This is a genomic window from [Micrococcus luteus] ATCC 49442, from assembly GCF_010367585.1.
In the GTDB taxonomy this organism is placed as follows: Bacteria; Actinomycetota; Actinomycetes; order Actinomycetales; family Micrococcaceae; genus Arthrobacter; species Arthrobacter luteus_A.
In genome coordinates, this window is sequence record NZ_JAAAXP010000001.1 from 2,124,452 (window position 1) to 2,145,833 (window position 21,382).

The following is a 21,382-nucleotide window of genomic DNA, read 5'->3' on the forward strand; positions in this document are numbered from 1 at the left end:
TTCAGGTCAGTCGTTTACTGAGGCCGTGTGGGCTTCCAAAAGCCGGAGCACGCGGTCGTTGGAGTCGGGCGCGGCAACGGTGATCCGCACGCCGTCACCCTGGTACGCACGGACCAGGATGCCCGCGCGGTCAAATGCGTCCACCAGCCTCGCCTGGAGGCGCTCATCCGCTCGGATCCACAGGAAATTGCCCTGGCTCACCTGCAGTTTCCAGCCTTGGGCTTCCAGCTGCGCAGCCATCCGGGCGCGCTCACGTTTGACGGCGGCGACCCGCGCTTCCATCTCCTCCCCGGCGTCCAGCGACGCGATGGCCGCCTTCTGGGCCAGCGCGCTCACCGAGAAGGGAAGCGCGGTCCGGCGCAGTCCCTCGGCAATGGCCGGCGCCGCCACGGCGTATCCCACGCGCAGGCCGGCGAGCCCGTACGCCTTCGAGAAGGTGCGCAGGATGCAGACGTTCGGGTACCGGCGGTAGAGCGCCAGGGAATCGGGGCCGCTGCCCGCTTCGGCGTATTCCACGTAAGCCTCGTCGATCACCACGAGGATGTCGGAGCGGACAGACTGCAGGAAGGCGTCGATACGTTCGTGGCTGATCGGCACGCCGGTGGGATTGTTGGGGGTGCAGAGCAGGATGACCTTCGTGCGGTCAGTGACGGCCTCGGCCATGGCGTCGAGGTCGTGGCCCTCGGCGCCGTCCAGCGGGATGCGGACCGGCCGGGCGCCTGCCAGCTCAACCAGGATGGGGTAGGCCTCGAAGGAGCGCCACGCGAAAATCACGTCATCCCCGGCGTCGCACAGTCCGGTGATGATCTGCTGGAGGACGCCCACACTGCCGGGTCCCACCGCCACCTCTTCGGCCGTGACGCCGAGGTGGCGGGCAATCCGGTCACGGAGATCGACGGCGGCGCTGTCCGGGTAGCGGTTCATGGCGCCTGCCGCCGCGACCACCGCAGCCGCGGCGGCGGGCAGTGGCTCGTAGTGGCTTTCGTTGCTGGCCAGGGCTGCGACGTCCAGGCCGGCGCTGCGGCGGCCCGGGACGTAGGGCGGAAGTCCGGCCACGGCGCCACGAAGGGTGGGAAGCGCGGTGTCCGGTGCGGTCAGGATCTGATCACGGGTCATGAGCAACGATCATGATTGTGACCCGGCCCACAATGCAAGATACCCTCTAGCCATTGGGACTTCTGCTCAACCTCTACCGTCTGTGGTGAAAATATGACCATCCCGAACCCCCGCACCCTTGACTCCCTCGACGGCAGGATCATCCTCGCCCTCGACAAGGATCCCGAAGCCAGCGCCCTGGCACTCTCCCGGACACTCGGCGTCGCACGCAACACGGTCCACGCCCGGCTGGCCCGGCTCGAGCGAAGCGGCGCCCTCCGCTCCTTCAGCCGGAGGCTGGATCCCGCCGCGCTCGGCTACGACCTGATGGCCTTCCTCTCGCTGTCCATCAGCCAGACCCGGACCGGCGCGGTGGAAGACGGACTCGCCGCGATCCCGGAGGTCATCGAGGTGCACGCCACCACCGGGGACGCGGACCTTATGGCCAAAGTGGTGGCACGCAGCACGGCCGACCTCTACCGCATCACCAACGAGATCCTGGAAATCGAGGGCATCCAGCGGACCAGCACGGCCATCTCCGTACTGGAACTCATGCCGCCCCGCTACGACGGCCTCCTGAGCCGGCTGTCGGAGCAGGAATCCCGCCCTTCTACCTAAGGACGGGTGATGCACGCCACAAGTGCGCATATTTTCACTTCGTACAGATGTTTGCTGCCAAATATCCCAATCAAACTCTCCTCTCTTGCCCATCCGTAAGGCAGCCCACAAGATTCCTGCATGACTACTCTTACCGTCTCCGGCCGCGTGGCGCAGGTTCTCAGCAGCTACCTCAGCGATGTCTTCGGCGTGATGGGCAACGGCAACGTCTACTTCCTGGACGCCGCGGAAAGGCTCGGCCTCCGCTTCTCCGCCGTCCGCCATGAAGGCGCCGCCATCGCCGCGGCCGACGCCTACTACCGGACGTCGGGACGCCTCGCCGCGGGCACCACCACCTACGGCCCCGGCTACACCAATGCACTCACCGCCCTCGCCGAGGCGGTCCAGGCGCAAATCCCCGTAGTGCTGGTCACTGGGGACGCGCCGAGCAACGGCGCCCGGCCCCAGGACGTGGACCAGGCGGCCATCGCCGCAGGCCTCGGCGCGGCCACCTTCACCGTCACCCGCGACGCCGCGGGCTCCATCACGCAGCAGGCGGTGGAGTATGCACTCACCTGGCGCACCGCCGTCGTGATTGCCATCCCCTACGACCTCGCGGCACTTGAGGCTGCGGACGAAAAGCTTCCCGAGCCGCTGGCACCGGCGGTGACTGACGACGCCGACGGCGGCCTTGGGCAGGTAGCCCGCCTGCTCGCCGGGGCGAAGCGGCCGCTGATCCTCGCCGGCCGCGGTGCGCATCTCGCCGGAGCTGGCCCGGAGCTCCGCGAGCTCGCCGACCGCCTCGGCGCACTGACTGCCGGAACCGCCCTGGCGCTCAACCTCCTCAATGGCGAGGGGTACCTGGGCGTCGCGGGCGGTTTCGGCACGGACACCGCAGCCGGGCTCATGGGCGAGGCCGACGTGGTCCTGGTGGCCGGGGCGAGCCTGAGCCCCTTCACCATGCGGTTCGGGCACCTGCTCGGCCCGGACAGCACCGTCATCCAGATCGATGCCGCCCTGCAGCCGACGCACCCCCGGGTGGATACGTTCGTCAGCGCGGACGTGAAGTCTGCCGCTTCGCGTCTCCTGGTAATGCTGGACGGCGCCGCTTCGGCGGGCGCCCGCCCGGAAGCGTGGCGCGCGGAAGCCCGCAGGCGCCTGGCTTCGGGGCCGGGGCACGCCCCTGGCTCTGACGAAACTCTGGACGGTCGGCTGGATCCCCGCGCCCTGGCCACTGCACTGGATGCGGTGCTGCCGGAGCGCCGCACGGTGGTGCAGGACGGCGGGCACTTCGTCGGCTGGGCGCCCATGTACTGGGACATCCCGAGGCCGCAGGACCTGGTTATGGTGGGGACCGCCTACCAGGCCATCGGGCTGGGCCTTGCCAGCGCCGTCGGGGCAGCCCGCGCGGTGGAGGACGGCCGCACTCTGGTGCTGGTCTCCGGCGACGGCGGTTTCCTGATGGGCCTGTCCGACCTCGAATCGCTGATCGGTGCGGCCCGTCGCGCCATCGTGGTGATCTACAACGACGCCGCCTACGGAGCCGAAATCCACCAGTACGGCTCCCAGGGCCTGACCGAGAAGCCCATGCTGATCCCCGAGGTGGACTTCAGCGGCATCGCCCGCGCGCTTGGTGCCGAATCGGCGATCATCCGCTCACTGTCGGACCTTTCCGCGCTTTCGGACTGGATCGACGCCGGTGCGAAGGGGACCTTCGTGGCCGACTGCCGGATCACGTCGAGCGTCCGGGCCCCGTGGCTGAGCGAGTGGATGGCGGCCAAGCAGGTCAAACAACCAGCCTGACCACAGGTCCGACTGGTACCATATCTAGTACAACAAGGAGGAAGACATGGCCATCACCACAAGCGAGGCACGGCGGGATCTCTTCGGCCTCATCGAACGCGTCAACCTCGATCACACCGAAGTCGAGATCACGTCCAAGCGCGGATCCGCAGTCCTCATGTCCAAGGATGAGTACGACGCCCTGGTAGAGACCACCCATCTGCTGCGGTCGCCTAAGAACGCCCAGCGATTGCTGTCATCCCTTGCTGCCCTCCGGGATGGTCAAGTCACCGAGCACGAGCTTACCGATCCGTGACCGCCGGCCGCAGGCTGGCGTGGACCGCCGAAGGGTGGGAGGACTACCTCTACTGGCAGACCCAGGACCGCAAGACACTCAAGCGGATCAACACCATCATCGAAGACACGCTGCGCGATGATCCCTTCGAGGGCATCGGAAAGCCGGAGGCCCTGAAACACGCGCTGGCCGGAGCATGGTCCAGGCGCATCGACCAGGAACACAGACTCGTCTACATGGCGGATGACCAGTACGTGACCATCCTGCAGGCCCGCTACCACTACTAACGGCCAAGCCCTACAACCGCCGCTGCCGGAACATTGGGAAAGACTCCCGCACCCGGGCCACCGTCTCCAGCGAAACGTCCACCACACGAACGCTAGGCTCCAGCCCAAGGTCCGCTTCGACTAACCCCATCGGATCAACCAGGACGCTTCGGCCCACCGATACCGGTGGCGCCTGGCACACCCCCGCCACATACACGCTGTTCTCGATGGCCCGCGCCGCGTTCAGCGCCAGCCACTGCTCCGTCTTGTGGATACCCGGCACCCAGGATGAGCAGACCAGCAGGACCTGCGCGCCGGCGTCGGCCAGTGACCTGGCCAGCTCGGGGAAGCGGAGGTCGTAGCAGGTCATCAGCCCGAACCGCACTCCCCCGTGCTCAAAGACCACCGGGCTGGTGGACGCGCCGGGCTTGATGAACGTCGATTCCCCGAAGCCCTGCGCGTCGAAAAGGTGGATCTTTCGGTAGAAAGCCAGCCGGCCGCCGTCGGGCCCGTATGCCGCCAAAGTGTTGTACGCCCTGTCCGGGTCGTCCGAGGTTTCCACCACGCCCGCCACCAGCGCGATGCGGTGGCGGCGGGCGATGCTGGCAAGCTCCCGGCAGACGGGGCCGTCCAGCGGCTCGGCCACCTCGGGGAACGTCGCGTCCACCTTCTTCTTCTCGTAGGTGGCGTACTCCGGGAAGGCGACCAGCCCCGCGCCGCCGCGAGCTGCCTCAGCGGCGAAGCGGTCCATCACGGCCAGGTTGGCCTGGATGTCGGTGCCCGACTCCAGCTGCCCGAGCGCTATCTTCACGGCTGCTCCTTCCCTTGCATCACAGTGGCTTGGGGACAGCGGAGCCCAGGCTCAGGCGGCCGCCTCAACCGTCCCCTTCTCCGTGGCCGTCATCTCCGGCGGCGCGGCCTTGAAGCCGCGGGTGATCAGGGCCAGGACCACCACGCCCAGCACCAGCCAGGACACACCCAGCGTAATGGCGTTGCTGTCCAGCTGGGAGAGCAGGTAGGCGCAGATGATGGCGCCGATCACGGGGACCACCACGTAGGACACCGGGTTCAGCTGGTGCCCGGCCCGGCGCTGGCGCACATAGTGGAACACCACCGAGGCGTTCACCAGCGTAAAGGCGGTGAAGGCACCAAAGTTGATGAACGACGTCGACGTGGCCACGTCCAGGAAGATGGCGATCAGGCCCACGATGCCCGTGATGACCAGGTTCACCACCGGTGTGTGGAATTTCTCGTTGAGCCGGCCGAAGACAGCCTTGGGCAGCACCGAGTCGCGGCCCATCGCGTACAGCAGGCGGGAGGCGCTGGCCTGCGCGGCGAGGCCCGACGCGAACTGCGCCACCACCAGGCCGGCGAGGAACACCGCGCCGAACAGCTGTCCGCCGATCTGCAGGGCGATGGAGCTGGCCGCGGACGCCGAGTCCTCGAACACGCCGCCGGGGTGGACCAGCTGGGTCACGTAGGACACCGCCACGAAGATGCCGCCGCCGATCAGGGCGATGAGCATGATGGCTCGGGGCATGTTCTTGCGCGGTTCGATGGTCTCCTCGGTGAGGGTGGTGACGGCGTCGAACCCCAGGAACGAGTACGCGGCGATCGCGGCACCGGCGGAGATGGTGGCGAAGCTGGCGGTGTCGTTGAAGAACGGCTGCGTGCTGGCCAGGCCGCCGGCGCCGGAGGTGGACACCACGTTGCCGATGGACAGCGCCACGAAGAACACGATGACCAGCAGCTGGAACGCCATCAGTACGTAGTTGGCCTTGTCCGCCACCTTGATGCCCAGGATGTTCAGGAGCGTGGTGATGAGGATGAAGCCCACGATCCAGAGCCCGATGGGGATGCCGGGGAACTGCGCGGTCAGGTAGGACCCGCCGATGAGCCAGATGACCATGGGCAGGAACAGGTAGTCCAGCAGGATGGCCCAGCCCACCAGGAACCCCACCCTGGGATCGATTGACCGGCGGACGTAGGTGTACGCGGATCCTGCCACCGGGTAGGCGACAGCCATCCGGCCGTAGCTGTGGGCCGTGAACAGCATGGCCGCGAGCGCCACGAGGTACGCAGCCGGCGCTGCGCCGCCGGTGGATTCGGCGATGATGCCGAAGATCCCCAGGACGATCAGCGGGGTCAGGTACGCCAGTCCGAACAGGACCAGGGAGGGCAGTTTAAGCGTGCGCGTGAGTGTTGTTGTCACGGTGTTTCCTTACGGCTTGTAGGACGGCGGTGTCCAGGTGGCCGGATTGATCCGGCCTTGGTAGACGGAAAGTTCGACGGCGGGCTCCCCCTCGCGGAACTGCGACCAGGGGCGGTTGAGGTTCTCCGTACCGTGCGTGCGTACGCGGTCGACGGCGGCAAGGTCCAGTTCCGCGGTGAGCAGCACCGGGGCATCGTCCGGGGCCTCGGCGAGAGTGTTGCCCTCCGGGTCCACGATGATGCTTTGGCCCCTCCCGGTGGGGCCTGCGCAGTTGACACTGACCATAAAGACCTGGTTCACGATGGCGTTGGCCTTGGCGAGGATCAGTTCCTGTCTGCGGTCCGGCGTGGTGGTTTTGACGACGTTGAGGATCACGTCGGCGCCCATCCAAGCCAGCTGGCGGGACACCTCGGGGTACCAGGCGTCATAGCAGATGTTCAGGCCCACCCTCCCGATGCCGGGCAGGTCCACGGTAGTGAAGCGGTCGCCGGGATCGTATGGCTCGAACGGGCGCCAGGGGAAGATCTTCCGGTAGTAGCCGGTGAGCTCCCCTTCCGGGGACAGGACCAGCTGGGTGTTGAACAGCTGCCCTTCCGGGCCGCGTTCACAGACGCTGCCGGGGACAAGCCAGATGCTGAGGTCTTTGGCGAGCTGTTTGAGCTCCTTGACCCGGGGTCCGTCCAGCGGTTCGGCAGCGGCCTGGAGCATTTCCGCGCGCTGCAGGTCGGGGTTTTCGTCGCCGAAAAGGTGCAGCTCCGGGAAAACCACCAGCGTGCTGTGGGGCTGGACGGCGAGTGCTGCTTTGACCTCGTCCGCGAATGCCGACAGGGGCTCACCGATGAGCCGCGGCCGGGCCTGGGCGGCAATGAGGGGAAGGATGCGTTGCATGGGTTTTTCTCCGCGTTGGGTGTGATCCGGGTTATATTAGATCAGAATGATCCAATAAAGGGAAGAGGGCTGGTGTGGACAGTAAAGTAGCGAATATGACGGATCAGCTGGAGGAGACCGCCGAGCCCCCGCGCCTTGCTGCCGGCAGAATGCTCGGGATGGAGCGGCGCAGCGCCATGGACGCGGTCCGAATGCGGATCGGCATGGCGATTTCCTTGGGGCTGCTGAAACCGGGCGAGCGCCTTCCGGACCAGGAGGACGTAGCCCTTGGCCTTTCGGTCAGCCCGATCACTGCCCGGCGTGCGTTGGCGAGCCTTGCGGAGCAGGGGGTGGTGGTCCGCCGGCGCGGCCGGGCCGGCGGGACCTTTGTGGCGGATTCGCCACCCACCGATGTTTTGGCGGAGCTGTCCGCATCACCCGCCGAGTCCCAGGCCGTGAACCGGCTCGTGGACCGGAGGCTCCTCTTCGAATGCGCGGTGACGCACTACGCAGCGGTCAACGCCACTCCCGAACAGCTGGACGAGCTGGACCGGCTGACCCGGGAGATGGCGGAGTCCACCGACTGGTCCTACTACCACCGGATGGACGAGCAATTCCATCAGCTGGTGGGCACGGCGTCGTGCCTGGACACCGCCGTCGAGGTTTATCACGAGACCCTCGCCGAACTGTACGGCTACTTCATCCCCTATCCCATCGAGAAACTTCACAAGTCCAACCACGACCACATCGCGCTCGTGGCAGCCTTGCGTGCCGGCAACGTTGAGGAAGCAGTGGAAGTTTCACGGAAGCATGTGGACATCCTGCACAGGACGATGTTTATGGGGCTTGCACAGGACGGCCTGCCCGCCGGACCGTAACGCGGCCGACTGGCAGGGCCCGCGCGAAACCCGGAATCCTGAGGGTGCGCACCAAACCGCGCGCCGCCGCTCTCCTTCATGGCACGAAAAAGGAGGCCGACGACGACACCCAGTGTCGCCGTCGGCCTCCTTCTATGCCCGCACGGTGGTGCTATCCCCCGCAGGGCGGTGGGAGGTTAGGCCGCCGCTGGAAGCGTTACGTAGCTGCCCTCGATGGTGCCCGCGGCAACAACGGGAGTGCCGTCTACTGTGACATAGCTGCCACGGGTGACCGGGGGCAGGTTTCGGGCGCCAGCAACGGTGACATAGCTGCCCTCGACGCCGGCGGGGACGCTGCCGGCGGGGAGAGTCACGTAGCTGCCGCCGCGCACTGCGGTGTCAGCGACAGCGGTAGCGGCGGCCGTAAGGGTGGTTTCGGGGCTTTTGGTCAGGAAAGTCATGGGTTCTCCGTGGGGTTTCGGGATGAGGGCCGTACAGGTTCTTGTGCCGCTCAAGCAGGAGGGCGGATGCGCATGGTGTCGCTTGCCCCGCTGGCCCGGGTGTGTTCACCGGTGCGGTACTCAAGGGCTACGGTGGCCTGTATCTAACTTTACAGGCTTATCCTGAGCTACTCACAATAAGGTGGGAAGGCTCACGTTTGGGCCAGGTACCTATGCATAGGGAATTCTCCCCTGTTCGCCGTCCTCTGCCAGGACTAGTCTGATCCGCATCAACGTCCACTGCCGCAGAGGAGCCGTCATGACCGGGTTTGTGCAGATCATCGAATTCAAGACCTCCCGCATCCAGGAGATCGAAGAACTGGGCCGTCCCTCAAGTACCGAGGGAAGCACGCCGGCCACGTTCCGCCGGATTGTAGCCACGGCGGACCGGGACCACCCAGGGACCTACTTCACCATCGTCGAATTCGAGTCCTTTGACTCGGCAATGGAGAACTCCGGCCGCCCGGAAACCTCGGAGTTCGCCGCCAAGATGGCGGCCCTGTGCGATGGACCCGTGATCTTCCACAACCTGGATGTCATGTGGGAAGACACCGGAGACGGCGCGGGCAACGGCTAACAGCAGGACAACGGTTTGCCGTGGCGGGACCTTGGGAGACTTCGCAGTTGGTTTCCCGTTCCGGGCGGCCGGCCCGAATGGAGTGCGCGAAAGATCAACGCAAAATTGCCTCAAGAACGAATCGTTCCATCCCCTGAAGAAATAGCATCACGGCAATAGCCGCACTAACAATGGGGAAGAAATGAATGCAATTGGTCTCGCGGAGGCAACGCACGGTCCCAACGATTCGGGGCCGTTTTACCACGGCACCAGGGCGAACCTGCAGGCCGGGAACCTGTTGGTCCCCGGCGACGCCTCAGGCTACGAGGCCCGAAAGGCGACCACCCATATCTTCGTCACCGATTCCCTCGACGCGGCCAGGCGGCATGCTGAATTCAGCGCAGGCGAGGGAAGAGGCAGGATCTACCGGGTGGAACCCACCGGCCCCTTCGAGGACCATCCCCACGCGAGCGACGAGAGGCATTCCGGCACCTATGCCCGGTCCTATCGCACGCACGAACCTATCCGTGTGCTGGACGAAGTCCGGGGCTGGCAGACTCACTGCACCGAGGCGCGGGGCTTCGATCCATCCTTCGACTTCCAAACCGACCAGCCAGCGAGGACCAGCCGAGACCCGGACAGGGTCAGCCCGAAGCTCCGGTCGCTCCATCAGGTCCTGTGGACAAAGAGGCTGAACTCCGGCGTGCTTTTCGCCCCGACCGTGCCGCCAAATCCTCGCGATGGCTACCTCATCTTCACCGACGCTTCCGGGGCCAAACATTGGTTCGGCAGCGACGCCATCACGAACTCCTACACCAGGTGGATACGCCCGAGGAATCTGGCCGACGCCATCGCCGGGCTGAGCGAGAAACAGCAGGCACGCTACCTCAACCCGCCGTACACCATCGGCAGTGCGATGATTTGGCCCGTCAGGTCGAAGGACCGGCCCACCATCAACCAGGCACGCGGGACCAGGCCGCTGATCGCCGACCGGATGGACCTCACCCTGGAGTGCATCCGGCGCCATTACGCAGGAGAACCAGAAAGCCCCCTCGCCGACGTCATCAACGCTTACGCGGACTTCTTCGCGCTCTTCGACGGATTCAAGGAGTTCGTGGACTTTTTCCACTTCCAAGACCTTGTGACACCCGACTACAGCGAGGTTCTGTTCTTCCTGCCGTTCGACAACTTCAAGCATCGCGGGACACCAGCCACAACCGAGGAGTACGTGGCTTACCGTGAGGCCACGCTGGACTTCATCGAACGACGAACCCGTCGGATAGCCGAGTGGCTTACGGACAACTGCCCCGACACCGACGACGACGGCGAGTAGCGCCGACGCGGGGCCGCCGAGAACGGCAACGGCACTTTTTGAAAGTACGACGGCGGCGCGCACCTTGGGTCCGCGCCTTGCCGACTCTGATGTCAGACCCCCGGTTCATGATGTTCTTATGGGCACTGATGCAGCGGGCGGCGGGGTTGAGCGGGCGCTGCCTCCTGCCGAGTCTGCTGCTTTGGCCGGGCCGTCAGTGGCTTCCGGCCAAATTGTCGTACCCCCGTTAGAGGATGTTCGTATGGGAACCAGTGCGGGGACGGGGACAGGTATGGAGGCTATTTATGCCACTGTTGCTGCTCTCGCCGCGCTCGATGCCGAGGACGCTGCCCTCTCCTCCGCCGGTGCTTCGGCTGCGGCCGGGGACGGTGTGGATGTGCTGGCGCGTGCGTACGAAATTCGGTTGGAACGGATGGGGCTGGAAAAGAAGCTGGAGGCCCAGGCCGCAGCCCGGAAGGCCAGGTCCGTGGCCGAAGCCATGGACCTGCAACACGCGATGACCCCACCCGACGCGCCCCTGCATGAGCGGACCTACACCGAGATGTCCACGGTTGAGGAAATCGGCGGGATCCTGACCATCAGCTCCGGGGCCGCGTCCGCGTTCGTGGATCAGTCCCGGCAGGTGTGTGCATTGCCGCAGGTCATGGATGCCCTCTCCACAGGCAGCCTCTCCTGGCAGCAGGCACGGATCTTCGCCGACGAGACCGAGGCTTTGGACCATCCCGCCGCGGCCGCTTTGGTGCAGCACTTCCTCGACCCAGACGCTCCTAACCCGGCGAGGGGTTGCCCCGCGCCGAAGTTGGTGCCGGCCCGGTTGCGGGCCAGGCTACGGGGCTGGCGGGAACGGCACCACCCGGAATCGATTGAGACGCGTTTCCGCAAAAGCGCTGCGGACCGGCGGGTGGAATTCACTCCGGACCGGGATGGGATGGCCTGGATCGCCGCATACCTGCCAGCAGACCAGGCGTTGGCGATCTCGAACCGCATCACCGCCACCGCCCGCAGCCTCCAAGGCCCCGACGAAACCCGCACTCTTACCCAACTCAAATCCGACGACTTCGCCAGACGCCTCCTCACCAACAGAACAGCCACCGCCGCCATCCCCACCACCGTCTCCCTCCAGGGCGAGGGCGACGCGCCGGAGGGCCTGCTTGGCCTGGCGACTCTCGTCGGCTCCGATGAACCCACGGCAGAGTTCTACTGCTTCGATACCGTCGCAATCAGTGACCGCCCGGACCAGGCTGAACCGGTGTTAAACGGAACCACCACGGATCCGGATGCAGGCAAGGTCCCCGCGCCCCGCGCCGACGTGCTCGTCACCGTCCCGTTCTTCGCACTCCTGGGCCTCACCGACGAACCCGCAGAGCTGGACGGTTACGGGCCCATTCCCGCCTCCATGGCCCGTCAGCTCCTCGCCGGCGGCGCCGAATCCTTCCGCAGGGTCTTGGTCGACCCCCGCGACGGAACGCCCCTGGAAATCGGTCGCACCAGTTATCGACTCACCAAGGCGATGAAGAAAGCGTTGCAGCTGCGGGACGGCAAGTGCGTCTTCCCCGGCTGCAACAACAACTCCTTCGACAACGACACCGACCACCTACTGGCGTGGCAACACGGCGGAACCACCGGAATCAGCAACATCGCACAGCTCTGCCCCAAACATCACCGTTTGAAGCACAACAGAGACTGGGAGCCCACTGCCGCGACCAAGGATGAACCGCCCGGCTGGACATCACCCACAGGCCGCCACTACCAGGCCGAACAACCCGACCGCGAACCACCACAATGGCCGCCGGGAGTCCTCCCGCCCGAGATCAGTCCCTCGGCAATCGTCCCGCCGAAATTCAGTAAGGCGGAAATCGGTCCACCCGAAACTGGTTCATCCCAAGTCAGTCCGCTGGAAGGGCTGCTGCTCCAGCGTTTGTCCGGATGATTGGCCGCATATTTAAGGTGCTAGGCCGACCGGGGCTAAGCCTCCCCTGCCCTGTTTTCCTGCCGCGCCCAGCGTGGCACCGCCGTCGTACGTCCACACGCAGAAAGCCCCGGCACGAACCTCGTGCCAGGGCTTTCCGCGCCGTAGTAAAGCGGTGCTGCGTGTAACCGCTAACCGGCGACCTGGAACGCAAGCGTCTCGGTGAACGTCCGGCCATACACATCGGTGGCCGTGACGGTTGCGGTGTGCTCGCCGGCTGCCAGGTCGGTGGGCAGCTGCAGCCGCCACAGGTGCATCGAGCGGTCGGCCAGACTTCCGCCGTTGACCAGCTGCTCCTGAACGGCCACCGGATCAGAGTACTCAGAGCCAACCAGCTGGCCTTCGCCCTGCATCTGCTGCGTGCGGACCGCCTCAACCGTCTCGCCGCCGTCGAGCTGTACCTTCACGGTGGATCCGGTGCTGCCCATCCAGAAGTTGGTGGTCAGCCAGGTGGTGTTGGCCAGGTCCTCGCGGGAGACCGTCAGCGGGTCGGCGAATGCGGGGGCGCTGCCCTTGTTGGCGAGGTTCTGGGCGTACCAGTCGCGGTAGCGCGGCGTGTTCAGGCCCAGGGACATCTGCAGTGACTCGTCCTCGCCGCGGACGGTGAAACGTTCCTGGAACTCGGTGTTCTTAATGTCCAGCGTCAGCACGCCCGGCATGCCGCCGTCGCGCTGGTAGGCGAGCGGGTAGCCGTCGCCGGTCTGGCGTCCGGAGTACCAGTCGCCGGAGATGGCGCCGGCGGTGATGTGGGTGAACGGCAGGGCGTCGATGCCGAACAGCTCGGACCAGCCGGCCAGGGAGTCGCCCTTGCGGAGGTTCTCGATGCTGTGGGTGTGCCCGCCCAGCGCCACCACCTCACGGCCTTCGAGGATCTCGTAGACCTCCCTGACCTGCGCCACCTGGTGCTTGCTGCTGCCCTGGTCGGCGTAGTCCAGCAGCGGGATGTGGGCGGCCAGGACGATCAGCTGGTTCTTCGGCACCTGGGCGATGTCATTGCGGAGCCATTCAAGCTGCTGCTCGTCCAATGAACCGGTGTAGTCGCCCTTGGCGGCCGGCTGCTTGGTGGGGAATTCCACGGTGTTCAGGGCGACGATGTGGGCCTTGCCGGCGTCATAGGAGTAGTACTCCGGGCCGAGCTTGGCCCTAAACGTGTCGAACGTGTGCTCGCTGCTGGTGGCGTCGAAGTCAAGGTCGTGGTTGCCGGGCAGGAAGCGGGCCGGCCCGTTCAGCATGCCGGACAGCTCACGGGTCTGTGGGTACAGCGAGAGGTCATCGCCCACCACGTCGCCGATGAACAGGGCGCCGCAGCCTGCGTAGTCTGTGCGAGCCGCCAGGTCGGTGAAGGCGCCGGTGCGGGCGTATTCCACCTCGTCCTGGTCGTACGTCTGGACGTCGCCGCCGATCACGCAGTGCTGTTCAGGCGACTGGGTCAGGCCGCTCTTGGCCAGCGGGAAGTTCACCTGGTCCGGCAGCGGTCCGGTGGGCGCGATGCCGCCGAACTTCAGGTCCGGGGAACCTGCGGGGAGGTGGTGGTAGAAGAACTGGGCCACGTTGTCCGCATCCACCGGAACCTGGTAGCCGTGGGGCTGGGTCACGGACACGGTCATGTTGTCGAACGCCGGCAGCTCGTAGCGGCCCTGGCTGTCCGTCTTCGTGACGTCCCGCCCGTTGGTAACGGTCACCCCGGCCAGGCCGCGCTCGTTGCCGTCCTGCACGGAGTCCTGGTCCGCGTCGACGAACGCGACGCCGTCGATCACCTGCTGGTTCTCGTCAGGCCCTTCCACCACGTTGACGCTGCCGCGGTAGGCCGAGGCGGCCCAGTCGGTGCCCGTGGAGTCGGCGGCGTTGCCGGCAGAAGCGTTCAGGAGCGAGGCCGCAGCAATGATAGCCAGGGTGCTGGCAGTCAGGGCCAGGGGCCGGGCGGGATGGAGCTTGGACGGTCTGGCAATCAAATACACGAAGGTCCTCCGGTCGGGTGAATGTTGCCGTCCGTTCTGGCCGGCGCATCCACCCTCACAGGGCCGGGTGAACGGTCACCCACGGGCAAGCCACGGGAAGGGGACGGGCATGTAACCACTCGTTGGGCAACGGGCGACGGCGGCACTCACCCGGGTGCCGACGTCGTCGATGTGCTCCGTTCCCGGCTTCCTCCGGCACGGCACCCCGCACCGTAGAGAGCTGCTGACCAGCACTTTTGCCCCGTCATCAACTGCGGCTGATTCTGAAACCGAACTCTCACTGTGATAGTCCGGTAGGCATGTCTTCCTCATCCGCACCCTCCACCGCGGCTTCCGCTGCCGAAGAACGCAGCGCCCGTGTGGCCGTCACCCTGTTCCCCCTGCTGATCCTGGCCGGAGGCGCCGTGGCGCTTGCCGCTCCAGCTGCCTTCAGCGGCCTGAGCCCCTGGATCAACCCGCTGCTGGGAATCATCATGTTCGGCATGGGCCTGACGCTCACGCCGCCTGACTTCGCCATCATTGCCAAACGCCCCGTTCCGGTGGTGATCGGCGTGGTGGCACAGTACGCCATCATGCCGTTCCTCGGCTGGCTGGTAGCCATGGCGCTGTCCCTGCCGCCGGCACTGGCTGCGGGCGTGATCCTGGTGGGCTGCTGCCCGGGCGGTACCGCTTCGAACGTGGTGTCCTACCTGGCCAAGGGCGATGTAGCCCTGTCCGTGGCGATGACCTCTGTTTCCACCCTCATCGCTCCCCTGCTGACCCCGGTGCTGGCACTCTGGCTGGCCGGCCAGTACATGCCCGTGGATGCGGGGTCCATGGCGTGGTCCATTGTCCAGATTGTGCTGTTGCCCGTGCTGCTGGGACTTGTGATCCGCCTCTTCCTGCCCCGGCTCGTCAACAAGGCGCTGCCCGCCCTGCCGTGGATCTCGGTCATTGCCATCACCTTCGTGGTCATCGCTGTGGTGTCGGGAAGCGCAAAGGCCATTTTCTCCGCCGGTCTGCTGGTGCTGGTGGCCGTGATCCTGCACAACGGATTGGGCTATGCCCTCGGGTACGGTGCGGCCCGCCTCTTCAGGCTGCCGGTTCCTGCCCGGCGTACCACCGCCATTGAGGTGGGTATGCAGAATTCCGGCCTGGCCGCAGGGCTGGCACGGACGTATATGACCCCTGAAGCGGCTCTCCCCGGTGCCATCTTCTCCGTGTGGCACAACGTTTCCGGTGCCGTGCTGGCGGCCTACTGGCGGCGCCGAAGCACTCCCGCTCCGAGCCAGGGCGAAAAGGTTCCGGCGGCTGTCACCGAGTAGCCGACGCACAGCACTGCGCCGCGGCTCACGCGGCGTACCTGAAACCATGGCAGCCCTTGGCAGCTCTCGGCGCACCCTGTCGGGACGCGTGAAGGCGGTTTACGACAACCTTCCCTTGCCGCCGGCCGTGGTTGCCGAGATGGCCCTTGATGCCCTCCTCGCGCGATCGACGAGCTAACGGGGGCGAGGACTATCGTGACTGCCACAATGCGGGAGAGCGCCTACGAAGGCTTTCAGCCCACCGGTAACCTACACCGCACCCAGAGGGGCCTCTTGCTCAAATTCCACAACGTGCACCTCCTAAACGACGACAGCGAGCGACCACGGCTCGCGGAAGAGAGCGGGAAGCGCGGATAGGTGCCGGCATCTCCCGCTGCGGTATGTGCGCCTACATCGGCGGCGGCTTCCTTGCCAAAGAACGTCGGGAATCGGGGAAGAGCGAGCATCCTCTGGGCACAGCCCTTATCCACGCTGCAGTGGACTGGCGAGGTGCCATCTTCTTAGGGCCCATCAAGGTCGGGGCAGTTCCGCATGTGTGGGCCACATTTGGTGCGGTAACGCCGCCGTAACGTGTCCCCCCGGATGCTTGAGTTGCAGTTCCTTACAGGAAAGGCGACACGATGAGTGGAGACTTCGGAGCGTATCGACGCCCGGAACCGCCGATTCAGGCGGCCCGCCGATCGGCCGGTGAGAACTGCGTGCCCCAGCTGCATACGTCTGGTGATTGGAACGAACTGTGCCCCCTACGTTGAACATCCAAGGGCAGCAACAACCGGCCTTACGACAAGGCGTCCTTCATTGAGAATCCTCTGTTTGTCAACCTGCCTTGATACAACGATTTCTATAAACAGCAAGGTTCAAAAGCGCTGGATAAGGCCGCGCAGACGCCTGAGCAAGCCGTTATCTGCGGGAACGGGCCGGACATTGGGTTCCTGGAATCTTGTTAGTGGCCGGCCACCGGCCGACGGGCAGATCAGGCCGGGTCGAAATCTGCCAGGTGACGTCGCACGTTCCATCGCGCTTGTAGGGGACCAAACTTGGTCAAGAGTGAGACATTCTTCGCATGTTGAACTCTCCCGCCTGCTCACCAGCGGGGGACGCGAGTAAGGAAATTGAGTGAATCCAGATCAACTGTTTGGGGCACTTATCGGCTTGGTTCTCGGTGTTGTGGGTAACTATATCTTCGAGGGACTTGGCTTCAAGACCAAGGCTGCGAAGCTTTCGTGGAATCGAGCACAAGCGCGCCTCAAAGTAGTCACGAAGCGACTAGAAGAGGCCGAGAACTATCATCAGAATCCTGTTCTGCTGGTTAGCTTGGTTTCAGGACGCCTGCTGCTTGTCACGTTTCTATGGATACTGCAGTCAGCTGCCGACTATCTGCTGGGGCTACTTAACAACGGTCTGTACGCTGTCACGCGCTTCATCCGCCCCCTCGACCTTGATCGGGACCTTTTCAGCACATCTGTAGGCCTAACCGGATCTGTCTTAGGTTCACTTGTCCTGCTCATCACAGCCAAGCTCGCCTTGGATGTGTATGTCGTCTGGCGGCGTGTGCACCGGTTCGACAGGTATCGACCGAAAATTGAGGCGGAGGTTACAGAGTTGAAGGCGGTTCTGCAAAACACTGATGCTGGCGGCCCTGGAATCTGAGGGTAGGTACAGGGGCAATAGTGAGAGTAGGTACAAGGGCAGTAGTAAGGGAAAGCAAAAGAGCCCCTCCCGGTCTGGGAGAGGCTCTTGGGAGTGCCCCGGTTTGGGTGCAACGAACTATTTAGGAGCACAGCCAGCTGCCGTGGAACACCGTCCTGAGCAGGCGGGGCCTTCCTCTCATTGTAAAAGCGACCGCACGCCATCCGATGGGCCGGTCGGGAAGCCCGCTGGATCCCAAGACAGTACTTTGGCGGTGCCCTACGGCCAGTCCGCCGTTATCGAAGACGAAGGAATTCAAGAACAGGTTGATTTGCCTTGTTCGCAACGTCTCGCGGGTGGATCAGCCTGAGATACTCATACTTAGGGCGCCCGATTGAACAGGCACGGGATACTGCTGGTGGACGGCCTTGAACTCGTCAATTGCTTGGCTGTGGCGCTGAAGGGCGCGATTGAACGAGAGTTCGGCGCCGTCGGTCCCATGGATGTTCGGGCTAAATAGCCGTTGCGGGACCAGCTCCGCTGCAGCGGCCGGTCCTGGTGGTCGGAGTGAAGTTGGCGGTACTAGGCGGTTTTCTCCAGGGGCACTGACTGGACGTTTTCGCGTTCTTCCAGGGCTCCGGTTACTGAAGCTGTGAGGCTGTTGGCGATGTGGGTGCGGGCGAGTTCGGCCGCACCGGCGCCGTCCCCGGCGACGACGAGCTCGAGTATCTGGTGGTGCTGGTTCAGGTCGATTGTGCGGGGCTCATCCCCGGAGGGGAGTTCGAGGCCGATGCGGCGGTAGCGGTCGGATTTGTCCCACAGGTCATCCAGGAGCTTGATCATGACGTCGTTGTGGGAGGCAGCGTAGACGGCCCGGTGGAATTCCCGGTGCACCGTGATCGCTTCCTCGCCCCAGACCCGGGTGACAGGCAAGAGCTTCTCGGCTGCTGCGTGCATCGCTGCGATGTCGGCATCGGTGCGGCGCAGGGCTGCCAGTTCTGTTGCCGATGGTTCGAGTGAGAGGCGGACTTCGAGGAGTTCCCGGGCTTCGGAAGCGCTCATGGTGGCCACCCTGGAATCTCTGTGGGTGTCCATGATGATGAGGCCCTCGCTGGAGAGCCGGCGGATGGCTTCACGTAGCGGGGTGATGCTCATCTGCATGTTGTCGGCCAGCTCGTACTGGGAGATGCGCGAGCCCGGGGCAAGGTCGCCGGAGAGGATCAACTGGCGGAGTTCGTTATACGCCAGACTGCCCTTACTGGAAAAGACGTTCGTGGTGCTCATCTGTTGCTCCGAATCTCTTACCGAGGTACGGCCCCCGTTGCTCACAGTCTATCGCCTTTGGAAACATCTTATAAGAAGTTCCCATAGAAGACTTGTGCTCCCCCTCACCCCGGGCTAACCTTAAGCCCAAGTCTTATAAGATATTCGCTCAAATGGCTTGTGCCTTTCGTCACCTGGGGCTAGCTTTTGACCAAGTCTTATAAGAAATAAGATACCTATTAGGAGAGTTCAAAGATGAAAATCGTTTCCGCCCACGTCGGCACCATCCCCATCAGTTCCTCGATCCGGAACGCGTTCATTGACTTCACCAAGATGGACTGCACGATCATCGCGCTCGTCTCTGACGTGTTCGTCGACGGCAAGCCCCTGGTCGGCTACGGCTTCAACTCCAACGGCCGCTACAACGCGACGGGCATCCTGAAAGACCGCATCCTGCCGCGCATCATGGATGCCCCCTCCGAGGACCTTCTGGATGAGGACGGCCAGCTCTCGCCGGAGAAGGCATGGGACCTGATGATGTCCAACGAGAAGCCCGGCGGACACGGCGAACGCTCGGTCGCCGTCGGCGTCGCAGACATGGCCCTGCACGACCTCGCTGCAAAGATCGCCGGTGTCCCGCTCTACCGATGGATCTCGGACCACTACGGTGACGGCAACCCGGACAAGGACGTCTTCGTTTACGCCGCCGGCGGCTACTACGCACCGGGCAAGAGCCTCGAGGACCTGCAGAACGAAATGCGCGGCTTCCTCGCCAAGGGCTACAACGTGGTCAAAATGAAGATAGGCGGCGCGGACCTGGCCGAAGACCTCCGCCGCATCGAAGCCGTGATCGACGTCCTCGACGGCGACGCTTCCCGCCTGATGGTGGACGTCAACGGCAAGTTCGACCTTGAAACCGCGCTGGAATACGGCAAAGCCATCGACCAGTACGGCCTGTTCTGGTACGAGGAAGTCGGCGACCCGTTGGATTACGCACTGAACGCCACCCTCTCCGAGCACTACAAAAACCCGATCGCCACCGGAGAGAACCTGTTCTCCCTCCAGGACGCACGAAATCTGGTCCGCTACGGCGGGATGCGCCCTGACCGCGACTTCATCCAGGTCGACCCGGCCCTTAGCTACGGCCTGACCGAATACCGCCGGATCCAGGACATGCTCGCCCAGCACGGCTGGTCCTCGCGCCGCTGCATCCCGCACGGCGGACACCAGTTCTCCCTGCACATCGCAGCAGCCCTCAAGCTTGGCGGCAACGAGTCCTACCCGGGCGAGTTCCAGCCCACCGGCGGCTTCACGGATGACGCTGTCATCGTCAACAGCCGCGTGGCCCCGGGTGACCTGCCCGGCATCGGGCTCGAAGGCAAGGCCGAGTTCTACAAAGTCCTGCGCGAACTGCACAACTAACCGATCCGGTAGTGCCCCGGTCCCGGGCAGCGATCCTGCCCGGGACCGCACCTCCCTATTTCTCTGTTCGTAGTGCAAAGGAGCACCCAAGATGTCGTCCCACACCATGCAGAACCCGCAACATTCAGCACCACCCAAGCAGCGGTCCCGGTTCGGCCGGCTGATCCGCGAACTCTGGTTCCAAGTTGTCCTGGGTGCCGTCCTGGGCATCGCTGTCGGCCTCATCCTGCCCGCCGTCGGTAAACAGCTCACCCCGCTCAGCGACTGGTTCATCGCCCTGGTGAAAATGATCGTGATCCCTGTGGTGTTCTGCGTCGTGTCCCTGGGCATCGCCTCGATGGACAGCCTTCGCAAAGCTGGCCGCATTGGCGTGAAGGCACTGGGCTACTTCCTCGCCCTGTCGCTGCTCTCGATGCTGATCGGTCTGGTCGTCGCCAACGTCTTCCGCCCCGGCGACGGCATGAACATTGACCCGGCACAGCTGGACTCCAGCAAGGTTCCCGCGGCCGCCAACAAGGGCTTCGACGGCCTCGAGTTTGTCAGCAACATCATCCCCGAATCACTGTTCGGTGCCCTGACCGGCCACACCATCATCGCCGCGCTGATGGTCTCCATCGTCTTCGGCGCCGCCATGAATGTCTCCGGTGAAGCCGGAGCGTTCCTCACCAAGGGCATCCAGGCCCTGTCCACCGTGATCTTCAAGATCGTCAACTGGGTCATGCGCCTCGCCCCCATCGGAACGTTCGGTGCACTGGCAGCCGTGGTGGCCAACTACGGCACCCAAAGCCTGCAGCAACTCGGTTATCTCGTCCTGCTGTTCACTGCGACCTGCATCCTCTACGTCCTCGTGGTTCTGGGCATTATCGCCCGTACCTGCGGACTGAACATCTTCACGGTGATGCGCTACTTCAAGGCAGAACTGCTGATCGCCCTGAGCACCTGCTCCAGCGAAGCGGTCCTTCCGCAGCTGATCAAGAAGCTCGAAGCCATGGGCGTCGGCAAATCCACCGTCGGCATCGTGATCCCGTCCGGGTTCTCCTTCAACCTCGACGGCTCCGCCGTCTACCTGACCATGGCCTCCGTATTCCTGGCCCAGGCCGTCGGCATGGACCTCTCCTGGGAACAGCAGCTCGTCATGGTCGGCGTCATGATGCTCACCAGCAAGGGCACCGCCGGAATCGCAGGCGGCGCGTTCATCGTCCTGGCCAGCACCCTGAGCTCCGTCGGCGGCATCCCGCTCGCCGCCCTCGCCCTCATCGTCGGCATCGACCGGCTCCTGAACGAAGGCCGGGTGTTCATCAACGTCCTGGGGAACGTCATGGCAGCCGTCGTCGTCGGCAAATGGGAAAAGGACTACGACCCGGAACAGGCCCGCAAAGCCCTGCACGCCCATGGCCAGAAGAAGAACGAACTCGAATCAAAGCCGGCCGTCGTGGAACCGGACAAGGTCGACGCCCACTAACACCGCAACACGCAG

Annotated in this window: 19 protein-coding genes; 12 read left to right on the forward strand and 7 right to left on the reverse strand. The window is 64.6% G+C overall.

The genetic code is table 11. The features are described 5' to 3' along the window. Positions 1 to 6 precede the first annotated feature (6 nt). The gene (gene hisC, locus GUV69_RS09485; protein WP_164201771.1) at positions 7 to 1,116 is read right to left on the reverse strand and encodes a histidinol-phosphate transaminase; all 1,110 of its coding nucleotides are present in this window, start codon (positions 1,114 to 1,116) and stop codon (positions 7 to 9) included. A gap of 93 nt (positions 1,117 to 1,209) precedes the next feature. Between hisC and GUV69_RS09490 the strand changes: the two genes are divergently transcribed. The 4 genes from GUV69_RS09490 (at position 1,210) to GUV69_RS09505 (ending at position 4,056) form a co-directional block, all read left to right on the forward strand. Continuing rightward, the gene (locus GUV69_RS09490) at positions 1,210 to 1,713 is read left to right on the forward strand and encodes an Lrp/AsnC family transcriptional regulator (RefSeq protein ID WP_090955837.1); all 504 of its coding nucleotides are present in this window, start codon (positions 1,210 to 1,212) and stop codon (positions 1,711 to 1,713) included. A 120-nt stretch (positions 1,714 to 1,833) separates the two neighbouring features. Next, complete coding sequence (locus tag GUV69_RS09495) at positions 1,834 to 3,495, forward strand: thiamine pyrophosphate-binding protein (protein ID WP_164201773.1); 1,662 nt, start codon at positions 1,834 to 1,836, stop codon at positions 3,493 to 3,495. 46 nt (positions 3,496 to 3,541) lie between these two features. After that, the gene (locus GUV69_RS09500; protein ID WP_164201775.1) at positions 3,542 to 3,790 is read left to right on the forward strand and encodes a type II toxin-antitoxin system Phd/YefM family antitoxin; all 249 of its coding nucleotides are present in this window, start codon (positions 3,542 to 3,544) and stop codon (positions 3,788 to 3,790) included. After that, positions 3,787 to 4,056: a Txe/YoeB family addiction module toxin gene (locus GUV69_RS09505; protein ID WP_164201777.1), complete on the forward strand. Its 270-nt coding sequence runs from the start codon at positions 3,787 to 3,789 to the stop codon at positions 4,054 to 4,056. The genes GUV69_RS09500 and GUV69_RS09505 overlap by 4 nt, the downstream gene beginning before the upstream one ends. A 10-nt stretch (positions 4,057 to 4,066) precedes the next feature. On the opposite strand, the gene GUV69_RS09510 is transcribed toward GUV69_RS09505, so the two are convergent. The 3 genes from GUV69_RS09510 to GUV69_RS09520 are packed head-to-tail and all read right to left on the reverse strand — an operon-like array spanning position 4,067 to position 7,135. Beyond that, on the reverse strand, positions 4,067 to 4,846 hold the full coding sequence (locus tag GUV69_RS09510; RefSeq protein ID WP_164201779.1) for a carbon-nitrogen hydrolase family protein: 780 nt from the start codon (positions 4,844 to 4,846) through the stop codon (positions 4,067 to 4,069). A 51-nt stretch (positions 4,847 to 4,897) separates the two neighbouring features. Further along, a complete protein-coding gene (locus GUV69_RS09515) occupies positions 4,898 to 6,247 on the reverse strand; it encodes an APC family permease (protein WP_164201781.1) in 1,350 nt (449 codons plus the stop codon). A 9-nt stretch (positions 6,248 to 6,256) separates the two neighbouring features. Then, a complete protein-coding gene (locus tag GUV69_RS09520) occupies positions 6,257 to 7,135 on the reverse strand; it encodes a carbon-nitrogen hydrolase family protein (protein WP_164201782.1) in 879 nt (292 codons plus the stop codon). A 95-nt stretch (positions 7,136 to 7,230) separates the two neighbouring features. Between GUV69_RS09520 and GUV69_RS09525 the strand changes: the two genes are divergently transcribed. After that, complete coding sequence (locus GUV69_RS09525) at positions 7,231 to 7,992, forward strand: FadR/GntR family transcriptional regulator (RefSeq protein WP_164201784.1); 762 nt, start codon at positions 7,231 to 7,233, stop codon at positions 7,990 to 7,992. Positions 7,993 to 8,168: 176 nt separating this feature from the next. Here GUV69_RS09525 and GUV69_RS09530 read toward each other — a convergent pair whose 3' ends face one another. Further along, the gene (locus tag GUV69_RS09530; RefSeq protein WP_164201786.1) at positions 8,169 to 8,432 is read right to left on the reverse strand and encodes a hypothetical protein; all 264 of its coding nucleotides are present in this window, start codon (positions 8,430 to 8,432) and stop codon (positions 8,169 to 8,171) included. 298 nt (positions 8,433 to 8,730) lie between these two features. On the opposite strand from GUV69_RS09530, the gene GUV69_RS09535 reads away from it, so the two are divergent. From GUV69_RS09535 to GUV69_RS09545, 3 genes are all read left to right on the forward strand, one after another. Next, the gene (locus GUV69_RS09535) at positions 8,731 to 9,048 is read left to right on the forward strand and encodes a hypothetical protein (protein WP_164201788.1); all 318 of its coding nucleotides are present in this window, start codon (positions 8,731 to 8,733) and stop codon (positions 9,046 to 9,048) included. Positions 9,049 to 9,229: 181 nt separating this feature from the next. Continuing rightward, on the forward strand, positions 9,230 to 10,360 hold the full coding sequence (locus GUV69_RS09540; RefSeq protein ID WP_244292677.1) for an NAD(+)--rifampin ADP-ribosyltransferase: 1,131 nt from the start codon (positions 9,230 to 9,232) through the stop codon (positions 10,358 to 10,360). A gap of 241 nt (positions 10,361 to 10,601) precedes the next feature. Continuing rightward, entirely contained in the window at positions 10,602 to 12,290 is a 1,689-nt protein-coding gene (locus GUV69_RS09545) for an HNH endonuclease signature motif containing protein (protein ID WP_164201790.1), read from the forward strand. A gap of 170 nt (positions 12,291 to 12,460) precedes the next feature. Here GUV69_RS09545 and GUV69_RS09550 read toward each other — a convergent pair whose 3' ends face one another. Then, positions 12,461 to 14,287: a calcineurin-like phosphoesterase C-terminal domain-containing protein gene (locus GUV69_RS09550; protein WP_164201792.1), complete on the reverse strand. Its 1,827-nt coding sequence runs from the start codon at positions 14,285 to 14,287 to the stop codon at positions 12,461 to 12,463. Positions 14,288 to 14,586: 299 nt separating this feature from the next. Between GUV69_RS09550 and GUV69_RS09555 the strand changes: the two genes are divergently transcribed. Together GUV69_RS09555 and GUV69_RS09560 are read left to right on the forward strand one after the other, a co-directional pair. After that, positions 14,587 to 15,591, forward strand: a complete 1,005-nt coding sequence (locus GUV69_RS09555) for a bile acid:sodium symporter family protein (protein WP_164201794.1) — start codon at positions 14,587 to 14,589, stop codon at positions 15,589 to 15,591. 1,116 nt (positions 15,592 to 16,707) lie between these two features. Beyond that, complete coding sequence (locus tag GUV69_RS09560) at positions 16,708 to 17,241, forward strand: hypothetical protein (RefSeq protein WP_164201796.1); 534 nt, start codon at positions 16,708 to 16,710, stop codon at positions 17,239 to 17,241. 561 nt (positions 17,242 to 17,802) lie between these two features. On the opposite strand, the gene GUV69_RS09565 is transcribed toward GUV69_RS09560, so the two are convergent. Then, a complete protein-coding gene (locus tag GUV69_RS09565; RefSeq protein WP_164201798.1) occupies positions 17,803 to 18,504 on the reverse strand; it encodes a GntR family transcriptional regulator in 702 nt (233 codons plus the stop codon). A 234-nt stretch (positions 18,505 to 18,738) separates the two neighbouring features. Between GUV69_RS09565 and GUV69_RS09570 the strand changes: the two genes are divergently transcribed. Together GUV69_RS09570 and GUV69_RS09575 are read left to right on the forward strand one after the other, a co-directional pair. Then, positions 18,739 to 19,905 (forward strand): mandelate racemase/muconate lactonizing enzyme family protein, encoded by a 1,167-nt coding sequence (locus GUV69_RS09570; protein ID WP_164201800.1) that lies wholly within the window; start codon positions 18,739 to 18,741, stop codon positions 19,903 to 19,905. 91 nt (positions 19,906 to 19,996) lie between these two features. Next, positions 19,997 to 21,367, forward strand: coding sequence for a cation:dicarboxylate symporter family transporter (locus tag GUV69_RS09575; RefSeq protein WP_164201802.1), 1,371 nt, complete (start codon positions 19,997 to 19,999; stop codon positions 21,365 to 21,367). The last annotated feature ends 15 nt before the right edge of the window (positions 21,368 to 21,382 follow it).